We start from the raw sequence: 15975 nt of genomic DNA on the forward strand, positions 1-15975 counted from the left end.
TTTTAAACAAATCTTTCATTTTGTTAAAGTCCTATTTAGGCTTTTTACAGATATAAATCGTCTGCAGCACCCAACCTTCGCTACTTGCATAGGGGCTATACAACTTTCGTACAGGAACAACTTCTTCAAAAAAAGGATAAAAGAAGTCATCACTGGTATCGTTATAACAAATGGCAATCACCGTTTGGGGCATTTGCCCCAATGGTGACCAGCTATAGAAACTACCATGATAACAAAAAGCATTCGGGAGCCCAAATGTACTCTTCATCAGTTCAACCGCACCGGCCTGCGAGTAATGTTTGCCCCAAATAAGACAACTTGTTTTTTCATTAAGGGGTAAACTGTCGTATACTGAGTGTAGTTCATGCATGCTCGTTTCCCATTTTTGCTTGGTAATATACTCTTGCATAGGAAGAATTTCCTTACCATTTTTTACATTTTTAGGAAAATATTTATGAATCCGATCCATATAATGTGCATAAGAATATATAGGTAGACCAAATGGTATCAAAACAGTTCCAAGTAATAAAATGACACTCAGTGGAATTAACAACCATTTTCTCTTTGGCAGAATGATATGTTCAAACAAAATACCACAAAAGGGCAATAACGTAAGAACAATCGGGAAAAAGTAATAAGCTTTACCCTTTGAATAGGCCAAAAATACAATAGACAGTAGAATTGAACTCGCTATAGGCCTATAATAGTGCTTTGTTTTTTGACCACCCCAGATAAAAATCAATGTAGGGATAAGCATAATGGCTGTAATAGGATTGACATCTAAAAAAAGTCCAAAAACAATTTTGCTGAAAGTTAGTTCATCCAATTGCGTCTCATAAAGCCTAGCAAACATCTGCAACGCTGGAAAATTGTTCGCATATTGCCATGCAATATTTGGCAATAAAATAAGAAGAGCAACGACCATACATTGCCAGTACCTGGCAGCTACTAAAGCCTTTCGAATTCTCCGAAAGAACAGTAGCGCGGCAATGCCCACCAAAAAAAACAGTGCATCATATTTCGTAAGAAAAGCAAGGGAAATAAAGACCGTTAAATACCAGAGGTATTTTCTGTCTTCATATTTTACAAACCTCACCAACTGATAAAATGAGATCAGCCAAAAACATTGGCTAAATACAACCGGCTGAAACGACTGCTGTGACCCTCCGAAGCCCGGCGATATCAATAGGCAGGATAATGCGATAGCGGTGGCTATACTCCCCCCTCCAAGTTCAAATACGGTCTTACCAAGGTGGATGACGATGAGTATTGTCGCGATATGTGGAAAAAGATGATGAATGAAGACCGATTGAGCGTGAAACAAATTTTGGATAAATGCCAAAACTCCTATGACAGGCGGAAATTCCATATAGCCAAAGGCCAGATGTTTCCAGTTTCTATATGTAGCAGTTCGTCGCCCTGAAAACCTGAATGGAAATCGGCTATAATGTGAAGTGTCAGTTTAACGAGACAGAAAATGATAATAATAATCCGGGTGCTTTTAGTCATCAATTGGTATGAGGTATTTTAAATATTGTCTTGAGTCATTCCTAATTTATAGATTTTAAATTTAGAAGATTCATCAATGTATTGCAGAGCCAAGTGTTTTCACAACTGAGCCAAAGTATTCTTTACACGCTCACGGTTTGGTTTAGATACTGGTATTTTCTCACGGTTTGTCAATAGTAAAGTCCCGCCATCTTCCTTAAGCCAACTTTGAATATACCTGGGATTGATAAGGTGACTTTGGTGTGTCCGAATAAAGCTATGCGGGATTAATATATCGCTGTATTCTCTTAGTGATTTTGAAGAAGTTATTGTCTCTTCATTTAGTAAGTGGAAAACGGTATAGGTATCGTCTGCTTCACAACGTACAATATCGCTAATGAGTAAGTATCGAGTTTCGTTTTGAAAAGCAAGTGCTATCTTCTTAGGCAACCTTTGTTTTGATGTCAGCTGTTGAACCAAAAATTCTACCTGTAAATTTTGTGCTATTGTACTTACGTTTTTGCGAGCCTTTTCAACGGCCAATTTGAGTTCGTCGATATCAATAGGCTTTAGAAGATAATCCAATGCTGCATGTTTTATGGCCTGTATACCATAGTGATTATATGCTGTAACAAAAATCACCTGAAAGTCTATCGTTTCAAAATTCTTAAGCAGGTCAAAACTTGTTTGACGTCCCATTTCTATATCAAGAAATACCAAATTGGGTCTATTATTTTTAATTGAGCTCGCTGCTTCATTAATCGTATTTGCGATTGCCACAACTTCAACATCGGGGCAATACTTAGCCAATAATGCCTTTAAATTTTTGGTGTTTGAAATTTCATCATCCACTAAAATAGCACGTATCATCATAACCAATTTTTAAAAATTAAAGATACGCATGTTCCAGTATTCTTAGATTCTGTATTTATGAAAATATTTGTCTCCGGATGCAATTCATTCCAAAGCTGTATACGCTCATTCGTCAACTTGATTCCTAATCCGAATGGTGCATGTGCGACATCATAGCCCCGACCATTATCTATTATAGCTATCATCATATCACTCTCCCTCCTCTCAAAATATAAGCCGATCTTTCCTCCTCCCTTCAATTCTGATATTCCATGTTTTATGGCATTTTCAACCAGCGGCTGTAGGAGCATTGTCGGTATTTCGATATTATTGGGATCAAGATCGTTAACATTTATCCCATATTCGAAGCCAAATCGTAGCTGTTCCATCTGAAGATAATCAGTTAAGAGATCTCGCTCGTCCGCGAGTATATTCACCAATTCACTGTCCAGCACATTTCGGGTGAGACGGGCAAATTTGCTTAAATACCTATTTGCATTGTCCACATCATTGTTATTTATAAAACTCTGAATACTAGCAAGTGAATTAAAAAGAAAATGAGGATTGAGTTGCGCCTGAATCGAGATCAGTTTTGTTTCCGATATTTTTTTATTTAAACTCTGTTCTCGGATTTTTTTTCTATTTCTTCTACGCAGTACATAAATTAGAAGAAAGCTTATAATGCTAAAGATAATAATTAATGAAAGAGACCACATGATCATATCTTTCATAGAGAAAATTCTATCAATTTGTATTTTGACATTTTGTCTGAAACTAGACGATTCCATCTCTTTCTCCGTCATCTTCTCTAATTCTGGTCGAATAATGATTTCATACTCTCCCGAATTTTTGAAATTCTCCCGGCCAATTGAAATATTCGGTTGCTCTATTCCATCTACAGTGTAAAAACTGTAATTCCAGGAGTTACTCTTAAATACAACCTTACCAGTTTTCTTTTCTTTTACCAATAATGAGTAAATGGAACTGTAATCATTTTTTTTAACAGCAACCATCAAACCCTTAACATCCTTGTCGAAGATAATTTTCGACGCATCTGTTTTCATTTCGACCGCTGATCTATTTGATCTATCAATTACCTCTCTTCCAAGAAAGATAATTTCAGTTTTTGGGATCAACGTGTTATAGATAATAGCGGTTCCCTGTTGTGAAGGATTTTTTTCGTTATATAAGGTTACAGAAATGTTCTTATTTCGAATCTCCGTTATTGGCAATTCTGCTATATATCCAAATATGCCATGCTTTTTGAAGGTCAGATCTTCTAAGCGTCCGGATAACAACGTATTTTTTAAATCATCGACAATAGCAAAACGATAGTTCTTTATGCCTGTAAGTAGTTTAGTTCGAATTTTAAATTGTACCCTATTTCCATTGTTGACATAAGTCAGCGCTTTGTTACTGACATTGGGAAAACTGTTTGCATAGCTCCTAATTTTACTCCAGGTATCGAAGGAGGCTCCGACGCTTATTCCTCCAATATCGATACTTCCTAAATAATATTCTACCTTTTTATCTATAGGATACTGCTCGTCCTTGCTGCTGACCTGAGCAAAAATTGGTATCCAAAAGAATATAGCGATTAGTAAAAACGTGTTTTTTTTCATGATTTTTAGTTTACACTTACAAAACTCCCTAATTATTAAATTAAAAAAAATGCAAAAACAGTATTGCGCTCCGCTCACTTGGTAAACTATACTCTAGGGTCAGGATTCAATCTTTTTTTAGTCGATATTTTAAACGTTTTGTTGGTTTGTCCCATTGGATATGGAAAGTTGCAAATCTGTTATCTTCCAAGTTGAGGCAGTTTCTTCCCCCGGATCGGTAACGACATATGCAATTCAAAGACGGATAATATAATTACTCGGCCTTATTAAAGTCTTTCAACTCAAAGTAACAATCTTCACAAACAAGTTTGATCTTCGCAAATTCTTCTGAGTCTTCGTTCCAACCATTATATTTCATTCTGACCCTTTCACATTCATCGCACCAAGCTGCAAAATCATCTTCTTCATCAAGTTCCATCCCTTTATAGGTATCGAAACTTTCTTCAAAACCTTTAGGATTTTTCAGATCAAGATGCTGGCATATAAATGCTGGTCTCGACAAGCCATGGATTTTGCATGTTACTTTTGCCTGGTTGAAATGGACAACTTCCCGAGAATTTTCATCCAGAACAGCAGTGATCAGGAAATAACTTTGGAGCTTTTCTGTGCTTACCCTATAAAGCCCCATGCCATCCAACATATCCAAAGAAATCGCCGCAAACTCCCAACAATCGAATTCATCTGCAGGGAAAGTTCCTTCTGTCAATTTGGTATAATTGTTTTTGATTCCAAAATCTTTAACAGCAAGTATATTCCCCTTATTGGGTTCGACACTATGCTCATTGAACCAGCTCCACATCCATGTTTCTGATGTAAACGAAAAAGTACCTATCGGAATATATTTTAGATAAATCTGATATTCATCGTTATTGTATAACCTCAGAAGCGCAAGTTCAGCGTCATAATACCATTGCTGATAGTTGCTTAGCTCAAACTGCGCTCTAAATCTTTCCTGGATCTGTATAAGTTCCTGACATTTTTTACCAGCAAACTGTTCATAATCTGTTTTTTTCAACCTTTTACATTTTAAATTTATAGCAGTTAAGAAAATATTTCTATCACATTATTTAGGAATCGATATAAAAATGATAAAAATAGATAAGCGCAGCAATACTTGTATGATATATTTAAGATCGTTTTTACCTTATCTTAAATGTTGTCACTACAAAACCATGATCAGAAGGGTATAAAATTTCTTTACCGTTCAGTTTGATTGGCTCATTAAAGAACACCTTATAAGACTCAGATTTTAACGCTTTTAACTTTGGGCTTTTGTAAAATATATAATCTATCCGATGGTCATCATTTTCCCCTTTCGTATGCCATGTAATACCTGGATGTGTGATGGGATTGGGGTTCAAGGTTCTATAAGTATCCACCAGTCCGATATCGGCCAATACTTTTGTTGAATACCAGGGAACCACCAGATTATTATGTATTTTCTTAGCATCCTTGCCCCAATCCAAATGAGACGGCGTATTGAGGTCTCCACCAAGAATCATAGGAATTGAATCCGCTTGTGCAGCATATTTTTTTAGATAGGGCAATACCTTTTGTATCATTTCATATTTAGCTCCCGATCTTTCCCAAATAAGAAGTTCGGCAGCTGTTTTACCCAAATTTTCGGGCTCGTTTTCCCATGGTAAATAATGAAACCAATTCGAGAATAATCTGATTTTCTGCTTGTGGATGATAACTTCTCTTCCACCTAGATAAAATGGAAATTCAGTGTCAATCCGTTCACCAAAAGGACACCTAGATATGATGGACAAATTAACACTCTTATCATTTAAAGCTGTTCCTTCGGGAGCAATTAAATGAAAATTGTACCCTAAGGAATCAGCTATTTCTTTTCCGGAACCGTAAGTTTCCACCATCAATATGATGTCCGGATTTATTTCTCTTATAATCTGTACCGCATGGGCTTTGCCATCCTCACTATCATTTGCTCCGTGCAATATATTCCATGACATCACCTTGAAGATTTCAGCTTGCTTTTGGGCTTCGCAGTTAAAGCAAAGAAATGTTAATGTTAAAAAGAAAATAGTAAACTTCATGTCGTGTCTTTATTAATTTATAGATTTCAAATTTAGAAGATTCATCAATGTATTGCAGGGCCAATATTAAAAAATAAATATGTACAAACGGTGCCGATATCTTATTGTATCCGGCCCCTTTCGCTTTCGAGAGCCGATTTGCGATTACGTTGATCCTTAGTCGCTCCACTGCTGAACCTATAGTTGAAACTCAGACGTACCTGTCTGGATTCGTAGTAGCCATAACTTGACGAAAGCAGTCCTGGTAAATTTTGCGTGTATTTAACTTGGTTACCTTTATAGATATCGGTGATAGCCAGTCGTATTGTTGCTTTGTCTTTTAATACAGATTTTTGGAACGCGATGTCCGCTTGACTAACCGGTCTACTGATGGTATTGGCCCCACCGAGTCGTTTTGAATTGTAGACCACCGAAACTTCTGCCCGCATCTGAAAAGGGAGTTTGAAGGTCTGAAGGAGACCGGCTCGTCCCGCAGTCTGCCTCAAGTTGAGATTTTGGTACTGGTCAAAGGAAACGTCATTATGGATATAATACAACAAGCCATTGAAAGTCATGTCCCACCAGGGCCTAGGCGAATAAGTCTGCGTCAGGGACAGGGACCAATGTTGCTGTGTCCCCACATTTTTACTGATCATCATGATTTTATCCTGTTCCAGTGTATCGGTTACTTTTGCATTCAATTGGTCTGTATAGGCATAGTTTATGCCTATTATTGTCGAATTTTTCACGGAATAAAGTAACGAAAACCTTTGGGTCAATGAAGGTACCAGGAAGGGGTTCCCTTTCCAGAATGAAAGCTCGTCAAGCATATATACAAAAGGATTAAGATCCTGATATGCTGGCCTTTCTATACGTTTGGCATAAGACAAAGACAGCATCTGTTTAGCAGTCAATTGTGTGGCAATGGAAAAAAAGGGGAAAAAGTTAGTAAACTTTCTATTGATATGCTCGTTGAGACCTGTCCCATACTCCTGATAAAGTAGGGTACCATTGGAGCTAGCATATTCTAGTCGCAGCCCGCCCTGTAGAGACCAGGCACCAATGGACCGTTTGTAGTCAACATACGCACTGCTGATATGCTCATCGAAGTGGAAATCATTTGAACGTCTATTGTCTAGGCTATCTTCCGATTGTCTGACATGGTAAAAGTTTGCATTATTTTTCGAGCCTACTGCGGAGTATTTGGCACCTGTTTCCAACTTCCCACCCCACAACCGTGTTGCATAGTCCATCTTTAATCCTTTTAGATCAATATCGATATCATTAAGAGTACGGTAAAGATTTTCGTCAGTAACGACATACTGATTGTCACGGTAAATATTTGACTGCAGGTTTTTGTTCCATTTACCGAAGAGACCGTAATCGGCATCAATATTTAGACTATGCCCTATTGTATCTTCGTATTTGTAGTTCAGGTTAAAATTGTAGCGTTTCGTATTCTGCCCGTAATAATCGTTAATGGCATCCAGCGTTTCCTCAACCGTGCTGGAAGGCGGTGTTGTAATGGCTGTAGCGGTATTGGTGAGACCTCCTCCAAAGATAAAATTGCCATTTGCCAAAAAACCGACCGTATTCTTTTCGTCAATAAAATAGTCGACCCCGACTTGAGCCGCCATTTTCTGACGTTTGTCCACGTCGATCGTATGGCTGTCATACGACTTTCCATTTTGCTGGCGATCCGTACCATAGAGGTAATTGTAATACCCCAATGTATGATTGTAAGTTCCATAGACATTAATCCTATTAACCCGATAGTTAAATGCAAGGTTTTCCAATTTTTTGGGACTGACACCATAGGCAAAGGCCGTGGAAATGTTTCCATTTAATCCTTTTGTCTGATTTTTTTTGGTTTTGATATTGATTATACCTGCAGCTCCAGTGGCATCATATCTGGCACTTGGATTATTGATAATTTCGATGGATTTTAGGTTATTGGATGACATCGATTTCAATATATCACTAAGTTCTTTTCCTGAAAGAAAAGTTTGTTTTCCGTCCAGAAGGATCTGTACCCCACTTTTCCCATTGAGTGTAATGTCTGTATCGTTTTCTATCTGCACACCAGGGGATCTCTTCAAAGCATCGAGAGCTGATATATCCTGTGAGCCTATGCTATTCTCTACATGATAGACGACTGTACCTCCATCTACAGAAAACAACTTCTTTTTACCTTCGACTTCTGCCGCTTCCAGTGTATTCTCCTGTCGGAGAAGATGTAGTGTCCCAACGTTGCCATTGGACGGGTTAAACGAACTGCTCCTCAACTCTTTATAACCAAGGTGCTTAATCAACAAATAATAGTTACCCGTTAGTCTATGCGCAATCCGAAAACAGCCCGTGCTATCTGTCATTGAACTAGCTATCAGTTTGCTATCAATACTATATAAGCTTATTGTAGCCAGGAAAACAGGTACGTGATCAGGATTGACGACCTTACCCTGCACGATATTTTCCGTAGCCTGCCCATAAAGGGCTCCGCTCCATAAGAAGAATATCCCAATTAATAAGAATTTTGGTAAAGAAGTCATTCGAAAGTTGCCAATTCTAAAATCCATCCAATCTTCTGCTTTCGTATATTCAATTACAGTTTGACACCTCATCCTTTCTGTGGCAACTGGCTTAAGCGTGTCATCGGCACCTTCCTTTTCATCTTATTGGTCCATACGATTGTTCTGTTATCGCGATGCAGCAACGGAACTGGGTTTACGATCAAACATAACTGGTTTTTCACTACCGTCCAATAGAATTCCTATACCTTGAATCTGACCGTCCACATCGCTAGAGAAGTTAAAGAGAAGATTACTTGGTTCAGTATCCGCTACCCCATTTTTATCGACAGACCGCGGGTCAAAAACATCATAATGTCGGTGGATGAGAACAACCCTCTCATAACCGAGTTCACTGTATAACTTGTTATCCTTCAGCCTTACCTCAATAATTCCATATGCAGGATTTTCAAAAGAACCAGTATACTGTTTTAAGGAATGGGAAGGTTTCGTCGCTGTAACGGGCAACTTTTCTTCGTCTTCTTTTTTAATATGACGCAGTGAGTCGATTTCAGCCTTTTTTTCACCATTCCAGTCGATTGGATTCAAACCAAGAAGTATATCCGCTATAGAATTTCTGACCACCGTAGGAACTTTAGATACGTTTTGATTGGTTAATACGACAATTCCGAGTGTATCTGTTGGAAAAAATGCCACATTCGCAGAAAATCCGTTAATATTTCCACCATGTTCTACTTGATAATGTCCTCTATAGGAGCCAATCATCCAGCCTAAACCATAATTGGAAAGGAAGACATCTTTATGTTTGTCTGGTAAAGCTGCATCCATCACCATTTGGGAGCTCGCGGCCTCATTTATATAATTTGCAGGAAGTATTTCTTTCCCATTGAAATAACCTCGGTTGAGCCAAACCTTGACCCAATTAGACATGTCATTAGCACTGCTATTTATACTTCCTGCTGGGCCCATACCACTAATATTATAATAATCAATCAGTTTTATCGTGTTATCTTTGGAAAGTGTATAGGGCAAAGAAGCATCGCTGTCTCGTTGAAATGCTAAGAGATCGGTATTAGAACGGGTCATTTGTAGGGGGGCAAAAAACTTTTCTTGTATATTTTGTTCCCATGTCTTACCACTCAATCGCTCCACAATCATTCCTTGAGCAAGGTACATGAAGTTATTATAGAACCATTTCATTCGCAGGCCTGAGCTGGGTTTCATAAATCTGACCCGCGAAATCAGACTATCTCTATTTTTGCTATTGAACAGAAACCAAGATAAATCATAGCGGGACAAGCCTGTCCTATGAGCCATTAGGTCTTTAACAACGATTTGATTATCCATCTCATCATTGTAAAACCGCAACGTTGGCAGTAAAGATACCGCTCTGTCCTCAAATGTTAGTTTGCCATCTGCTCTCAACAAACCTAACAATGAAGCAGTAAAAGCTTTGGAGCTTGAACCAATTGCAAAAAGCGTATTGGGTGTGACGGGTTTTTTATTCGCGAAATCACGATAACCAAATCCCTTATTATAAATTATTTTATCGCCTTTCACAACCGCAACGGCAAAACCCGCCACATGATGATCTTTTAAAACTTGGCCGAGAACAGAATCAATTACTTCAAATTGATCTTTCTGCCTGCCTACTTTCCCAACCTGAGAAAATAGTGAAAAAGAAAAGCAGGAACAAAAAATAAAGGTTAAAAGGAATTTCATATCAAGTTGGAATTTATACGAAAATACTTATTCAACTTGATTCCCGCAAACTCCTGAAGACATTAGCTTTAGCTATTTTATCCCCGAATGCTCCTAGTAAAAGAAAGAAGAATACTGGCGCTACAGAAGATTAAACTTCGTTAATTCTAGCGTTCACTCTTATCCCGCGATCTTACAAGTCAAACAATTCAGAAGTTTTAAAATGATTTTAAACTTCTGAATGACGATTTTTGTTTATTGAAGGAATTATGAATAGTTAAGGTACCAAAGAACAACTCTTCGGTTGAAGATAAGATGGAGTAATCAACTATTCCATCGTATGAGTTATTTCAAAAGAGCTTGAACTCGATTACTGCTAACTAATATGCAATGGTTTATATGAAAAAGGTGACTTATTTCTGCTTGAAAAAGTAGTTTGGATATCTTAAGCGGAGGATACAATCTTTGTAGTATTTATATTATAGTTGCTGTGTTCTCAATGTATAGATTTCTTCCATACTTGCTTTATTTTTTTCCACTTTATTGATGTCCCTTCCTTCTTTAGTCCATAAATAGGGATAAAAGATAAAAGCTTCATTGGCACTTAGTTTCTTGAAGTCATCTCCCCAATTTTTCCAACGTAAATCCCTATAAAACACATCAATATTTCCACTAAAGCAGAAATTAATAAATTCTGTATAAGTTAGATCGAGTTGTTCATATTCATTATTATCCGGAGACAGATAGTATATTTTGCCTAAATCATTTCCTAAATCACCTCCATTTAATAAGAAAAATCCACCTACAGCATCATCTGCAATAATTAAATAACCGGGTTTGTCGCCAAAATTCTGAAAAGTTTTCCCTTTATTCCAATTTGGTAGATTTCGATTTAATTTCTCGCTTCCAGAACCGTAAATCCTGATCCATCCATTATCAATCAAAATACCACCCGTATGAAAAACTATTGCACCCATTGGTGAACGTGTTGATATTTGGGTATTAAATAATGCTTCATTGGACCTTAATGAGTCATTCGCTAAAATTTGAATCCTATTTTTTGCAGCATTTTTCCAAGCCATGATTAACTTTATGGCGTCTTCATCCTTATTAATAAGTTCTTTTAATTCTCTCATTTTGGCTTGCCCAAAAGCAAAATGAGAAAGCATGACAAATAGTAAGGTTTTAATAGTCAATTTCATACGGCCTGTTCTTTTTAGCGACTAAGCTTTCTACCTATTATAAAAGCATTGACTTCCAATCGCGCCACCACCATATTCCAGCACAAGCCTGTCATTTACCATAATGTAAGTACAACCGTCATTATAAGCCGTTTTTAAGCTATCAGCAATTGGTTTATCAAACACATTAAAGGAATACATTCCCATTCCGCTTCGTTGAAAGCTAATATTACACGGTTCTCCGCTTGTGATACCGATACAATTTGCATTATCTAACTTTTCTTTAAGTGTTTTTAAAGTCCCTGTTGTCCAACCAAGTTTTTGCAATAAAGAGTCTGCTTTATTCGAATTAATTTTCACATCCCAGTTACTTTCAAACTTGCCGCCCACTTTCAAATGAAAAATACCTAAAGTATTGTTTTTGCTAAATTCTATTTCAACAGATTTATCTGGTGGAATTATTTTGTTTATATAATTTTTGACTTCATAAATCTCGGCTCTTTTTTTCTCAAAGTTTTCTTTAAGTTCCGTTACGGAATAATCTTTGTCAAAACCACCAAAAGCGGCCTGAATCATAACGATAAAACCCACGAAAATTGCGATCCCTATCCCACATATAACTAGGAGTATTTTTAGAATAACTTTCATTTGTCTGTTATCTAATATTAAATTAATACCTGGTTTCTCAAACAATTTTACGATAATAAATAGTCTATCGGTCTATAAAATCTAACCTATTCTTTCGTATAATTCGACTTTCCGTTTACATCCACCTGTTTACCTAAATACTTTGGTTTTCTATTTCTCATTATATCCAAAACAGCTTTCGTAACTGATAGTTTTTCTCTAAATGCATAATATTTATACCCCGGGTAAGCGCCCCGATCTGCACTATAGCCGAATGATTTTATGCCCAATTTATCGCCCAGATAAACACATCTATTTAGATGATATTTCTGAGATACCAAGATTGCCGTATCAACATTAAATATATATTTTGCCCGGTACATGGTCGAGTAGCTATCGAACCCAGCATAGTCAATATAAATTTTTGCGGTATCGATGCCATTTTTCTGACAGTACAACTTCATTACGCTAAGCTCATCGTACTCGTCTCTTCCGTTGTCTCCCGACAACAATATTTTATCCACTTTGTGGTTTTTGTACAACGAAATCCCGGCATCGAGTCTATCTTTCAAATACCTACTTGGCTGATCACCATTAATACCAGCGCCAAAAATTATGGCGACCTTGGTTCTTGGCACATCTTTAAGTTCCGTGAAAATCGCCGAATCTGTTTTAGCCCTTACATTGTTATTGGTTATCACCACAACAACCAGGGCTACTACACAGAGAACGACAACCACTAAAAAGAACCTTTTAATCTTCTTCATTAGCTTAATTTGTTCATCATAAACTTATCATTTTAAACACAAATTTAACAGTACAACCTATTAAAAATCGAACCAATTATAATTCGCTGAAGATAAATTATCATTCGTAGGCACTTACGGGCTTTTCGGTATATTTCATATGGCTATTAATGCACTAGAATTTAAACATAACCAACATCGCTTTATGATCGGTTGGCCACACGCCTTCGGGCAGCAGGAAGTTATCTTCACTATCTTTTTCCTGCTTCTGCCCATACTTTACGGTTTCCACAGGACCGACAATGTTAGCTTTTACTGGCTTCAACGGCTTTTTGCTGCGGTAATAAACGTAATCGATCCGATCCCGATCATCCGCTGTGGGTGCCCATGCCAATTTCTCAATGGGAACATCCTTGTTAAAAGCAGGGTAAGTAAAACCAGGATGACTGACCGGATTGGGATATAATTGACGGAAGCTATCTATAAATCCGGCTTTTTCTAATAAAACCGAACAGTCCCAGGGAACCACTGCCCCACGATGGTCAAAAAGATCTTTTGTTGCCAATGTCCAATCCAAATGCGAAGGCTCATTAAAATCACCTGCAATAATAAACGATTGTGATTGATCCTCTTTTTCTACATCGCTCAGGATATCCTGGATAGCTTCATCACGTTTGCTTTTCCGATTAGCCTCAATAATGGTACCTACGTCTGAAACAGGGCGATCTAACTTCTTCCAGGTCACACCATCATAACCACGTGGCAAATAGCAGGCATAATTCGTGTAGTCCAAGTGTAAAGAATAACATACAAAAGAACGCTTTCCAATCTTGATCTTACTTTTTAAAACCCCGCCCATAGTACTGTCTTTTTCATAAAGCGCATGCTGTGATTCAATCGGATATTTGGAAATAAAACCGACATCCAGTTTTGCGTCACTGGACTGGCCAAAATATATAGCCCCCTTAGCTTTGAGTTCCGTTAGTATACGCTGAATAAAGTCTGTTCCCTTGTAATTGCGGACTTCACTAAAGAGAACCACATCTGCATGCTTGGCAATAATTTCGTCTGCAATCGCAGGAAACCCATTCGGCACGACAGTCCCCTCCTGCCAGATATTGATTTGCAGTACCTTTACCTCATTTTTTGCCTGAGCGAAGAGCGTATGCCCTAAAAGGGTTATCACCAAAAGCAATATAATTTTCCTTAATTTCATTGGAGTTGTCTATTTCTATGAACAAGCATTACCACAACGTTCTTATCGAAATACGGTTTCTACCATTATCTTATAAGCGAGTTTCTTACTTATTTCTGTAATAACCAAATAATTTTATCCACATTAGCAACTCCACCACATTGTCGTAGACTTGCTTCATCAACTTTTTCGCGATTTGTATCGAATTCAGAAGTAGGATACATCCAACGCAAAGGCATTTCCGTATTTGTAACATTTTGGTCAGCTTCAATTGAATAGCATTATATTTAGCAACATTCCAAAATTTATTAAATAGCGAATTATTTAATATCTTAGCCATACAAAGTTTTAGCATAACGGATGGCAAGCCAAAAGTGGGTGGCATATTCATAAATTGTCATCCGGATGATGAATGGAACTATTATGCTGGTCCCTGGGTAAAGGCACAAAATACCGAAATAAATATTCAGACACCACTGGTCATTAACAATTAAAAAAGCATTAGCTTCGATATCGCCCTTTCACTTAAACGCCTTTAAGCAGTGTGTGAATATGAGGCTAACATCAGATCAGCCTGAGTCGGGAAGCCTAACAATCAAATACGATGAGTTTGAAACAAACGTTTTATAAAGTACGAAGTTCTAAAATAGTTCAGGGCATTCTAATAGCCAACATTTTTGCATTTCTAATTATTGGTATGCAATCTTCATTGCTGCCCAAGGATGTGGGTGTACTTGTCTTTTCCGAGTTTGTGATTATTCCACTGTTGATGGGTATTATTATGGCTTGGTGTTGGAAAGATACCAACATGAGAGGAACACAAATAACGGCATGCTCTATCTTGGGTAGTCTCATGGCTATCTTACTGAGCTTTATATTCTTAGGTGAAGGCATTATTTGCCTCTTAATTGTTTCCCCTCTTATTTTTGGTTTTGTTATCGCAGGCGCCTTTATTGGAAGGTCAATGTTTAAAAAGAGCAATCAAAAATTGAATATAAGCATTGTTAGCCTGTTACTTGGAATTTTTATTGTTGACTCCCTGAGTGATCATCATCACGAAAATATGGTCTCCGATGAGATCTTGATTCATGCGAGTCCAGCACAAGTATGGCAGCACGTGGTCGCCTTCGATCCGATATCTCAGAAGGAAAGCTATTGGCTCTTTAATATAGGAATGCCGAGCCCAATGGCCACAACGGTAAGTGAGCATAAACTGGGCGCAAACCGAAAATGCATTTTCAGCAACGGATATATTTTCGATGAGAAGATTGTAAAATTTGACGTCAATGAAAACTTAGTTTTTGATATCATTGATCAACCCAAAGACCCTGAAATTATGGGGCATATAGATATCAAAAGAGGTCAATTTATGTTGAAAGACAATGGAAATGGTACCACTACCCTTATCGGGAACAGTTGGTATAATCTCCATGTCTTCCCTACTTGGTATTATGACCTTTGGGCAGAAAGTATCACTAGGAATGTGCATTTCCGAGTAATGGAGCATATTAAACTATTAAGCGAGCGATAACCTATGTTTTCTTTTGTGGTAAGAAAACTTGGCTTTTTAAAGGATATCCCTTTATTAGCCATCCTATTTGATAGTCTTATGAGACTTTGGATGTTCATTGTGAAGCCCGAACTACTACATTGGATCGATGACCTGGAAGAAAATGTCGAACGTATGCCCGGGACGACGGTTGGGATACATAAATATGGCGGGACTGCGTTCAATTATTCGGGAAAGGAATTCGCACATGTACATAGCAATGGTTTAGTGGATATTTTATTAAATAAAGAGCTAAAAAAATCATTAATGATGGACGGAAAAATCAAGGACCATCATCTATTTAAAAATTCAGGATGGATCAGTTTTTACCTTCACAATAAGCAAGATGTTGCCTATGCCTGTTACCTCTTGAAAAAGGCTTACGACCGTGCTAGAGAAAAACAGAATTCTGTTAGACAGGCTTTGATCGTTCAGTCACTGCAATAATTA

At 37.6% G+C, this 15975-nt stretch carries 13 protein-coding genes; 2 read left to right on the forward strand and 11 right to left on the reverse strand.

What is annotated here, in order from left to right; all coding sequences use genetic code 11:
• Nucleotides 1-31 precede the first annotated feature (31 nt).
• The 11 genes from IQ31_RS05460 to IQ31_RS05510 form a co-directional block, all read right to left on the reverse strand.
• Nucleotides 32-1369, reverse strand: coding sequence for an ArnT family glycosyltransferase (locus IQ31_RS05460; RefSeq protein ID WP_145327371.1), 1338 nt, complete (start codon nt 1367-1369; stop codon nt 32-34).
• 239 nt (nt 1370-1608) lie between these two features.
• The gene (locus IQ31_RS05465) at nt 1609-2361 is read right to left on the reverse strand and encodes a LytR/AlgR family response regulator transcription factor (protein ID WP_244294356.1); all 753 of its coding nucleotides are present in this window, start codon (nt 2359-2361) and stop codon (nt 1609-1611) included.
• Entirely contained in the window at nt 2358-3962 is a 1605-nt protein-coding gene (locus IQ31_RS05470; RefSeq protein WP_145327372.1) for a sensor histidine kinase, read from the reverse strand. The genes IQ31_RS05465 and IQ31_RS05470 overlap by 4 nt, the downstream gene beginning before the upstream one ends.
• Before the next feature lie 253 nt (nt 3963-4215).
• Nucleotides 4216-4977: a DUF6882 domain-containing protein gene (locus tag IQ31_RS05475; protein ID WP_145327373.1), complete on the reverse strand. Its 762-nt coding sequence runs from the start codon at nt 4975-4977 to the stop codon at nt 4216-4218.
• Nucleotides 4978-5101: 124 nt separating this feature from the next.
• Nucleotides 5102-5935: an endonuclease/exonuclease/phosphatase family protein gene (locus IQ31_RS05480; protein WP_158638799.1), complete on the reverse strand. Its 834-nt coding sequence runs from the start codon at nt 5933-5935 to the stop codon at nt 5102-5104.
• 185 nt (nt 5936-6120) lie between these two features.
• Nucleotides 6121-8574 (reverse strand): TonB-dependent receptor, encoded by a 2454-nt coding sequence (locus tag IQ31_RS05485; protein WP_158638801.1) that lies wholly within the window; start codon nt 8572-8574, stop codon nt 6121-6123.
• A gap of 120 nt (nt 8575-8694) precedes the next feature.
• Nucleotides 8695-10248, reverse strand: coding sequence for a serine hydrolase (locus IQ31_RS05490; protein ID WP_145327376.1), 1554 nt, complete (start codon nt 10246-10248; stop codon nt 8695-8697).
• Nucleotides 10249-10706: 458 nt separating this feature from the next.
• Nucleotides 10707-11429, reverse strand: a complete 723-nt coding sequence (locus IQ31_RS05495) for a DUF2625 domain-containing protein (protein ID WP_145327377.1) — start codon at nt 11427-11429, stop codon at nt 10707-10709.
• Between the two features lie 30 nt (nt 11430-11459).
• Nucleotides 11460-12056 (reverse strand): hypothetical protein, encoded by a 597-nt coding sequence (locus IQ31_RS05500; protein WP_145327378.1) that lies wholly within the window; start codon nt 12054-12056, stop codon nt 11460-11462.
• Nucleotides 12057-12142: 86 nt separating this feature from the next.
• Nucleotides 12143-12802, reverse strand: a complete 660-nt coding sequence (locus IQ31_RS05505; protein ID WP_198386088.1) for a SanA/YdcF family protein — start codon at nt 12800-12802, stop codon at nt 12143-12145.
• Nucleotides 12803-12956: 154 nt separating this feature from the next.
• On the reverse strand, nt 12957-13997 hold the full coding sequence (locus IQ31_RS05510; protein ID WP_088161178.1) for an endonuclease/exonuclease/phosphatase family protein: 1041 nt from the start codon (nt 13995-13997) through the stop codon (nt 12957-12959).
• A 583-nt stretch (nt 13998-14580) separates the two neighbouring features.
• On the opposite strand from IQ31_RS05510, the gene IQ31_RS05520 reads away from it, so the two are divergent.
• Both IQ31_RS05520 and IQ31_RS05525 read left to right on the forward strand, forming a co-directional pair.
• Nucleotides 14581-15507: an SRPBCC family protein gene (locus tag IQ31_RS05520; protein ID WP_088161176.1), complete on the forward strand. Its 927-nt coding sequence runs from the start codon at nt 14581-14583 to the stop codon at nt 15505-15507.
• Nucleotides 15508-15522: 15 nt separating this feature from the next.
• Nucleotides 15523-15972: a luciferase domain-containing protein gene (locus IQ31_RS05525; RefSeq protein ID WP_145327380.1), complete on the forward strand. Its 450-nt coding sequence runs from the start codon at nt 15523-15525 to the stop codon at nt 15970-15972.
• Nucleotides 15973-15975 lie beyond the last annotated feature (3 nt).

Origin of the sequence: Sphingobacterium siyangense, assembly GCF_007830445.1 — a bacterium.
Taxonomy (GTDB): domain Bacteria; phylum Bacteroidota; class Bacteroidia; order Sphingobacteriales; family Sphingobacteriaceae; genus Sphingobacterium; species Sphingobacterium siyangense.

Excerpts from the sequence above, each read along its gene's own strand:
- IQ31_RS05460 (WP_145327371.1), bottom strand. The coding sequence starts at position 1,369 with ATGGAATTTCCGCCTGTCATAGGAGTTTTGGCATTTATCCAAAATTTG.
- IQ31_RS05465 (WP_244294356.1), bottom strand. The coding sequence starts at position 2,361 with ATGATGATACGTGCTATTTTAGTGGATGATGAAATTTCAAACACCAAA.
- IQ31_RS05470 (WP_145327372.1), bottom strand. The coding sequence starts at position 3,962 with ATGAAAAAAAACACGTTTTTACTAATCGCTATATTCTTTTGGATACCA.
- IQ31_RS05480 (WP_158638799.1), bottom strand. The coding sequence starts at position 5,935 with ATGTCATGGAATATATTGCACGGAGCAAATGATAGTGAGGATGGCAAA.
- IQ31_RS05485 (WP_158638801.1), bottom strand. The coding sequence starts at position 8,574 with ATGGATTTTAGAATTGGCAACTTTCGAATGACTTCTTTACCAAAATTC.
- IQ31_RS05490 (WP_145327376.1), bottom strand. The coding sequence starts at position 10,248 with ATGAAATTCCTTTTAACCTTTATTTTTTGTTCCTGCTTTTCTTTTTCA.
- IQ31_RS05495 (WP_145327377.1), bottom strand. The coding sequence starts at position 11,429 with ATGAAATTGACTATTAAAACCTTACTATTTGTCATGCTTTCTCATTTT.
- IQ31_RS05500 (WP_145327378.1), bottom strand. The coding sequence starts at position 12,056 with ATGAAAGTTATTCTAAAAATACTCCTAGTTATATGTGGGATAGGGATC.
- IQ31_RS05505 (WP_198386088.1), bottom strand. The coding sequence starts at position 12,802 with ATGAAGAAGATTAAAAGGTTCTTTTTAGTGGTTGTCGTTCTCTGTGTA.
- IQ31_RS05510 (WP_088161178.1), bottom strand. The coding sequence starts at position 13,997 with ATGAAATTAAGGAAAATTATATTGCTTTTGGTGATAACCCTTTTAGGG.
- IQ31_RS05520 (WP_088161176.1), top strand. The coding sequence starts at position 14,581 with ATGAGTTTGAAACAAACGTTTTATAAAGTACGAAGTTCTAAAATAGTT.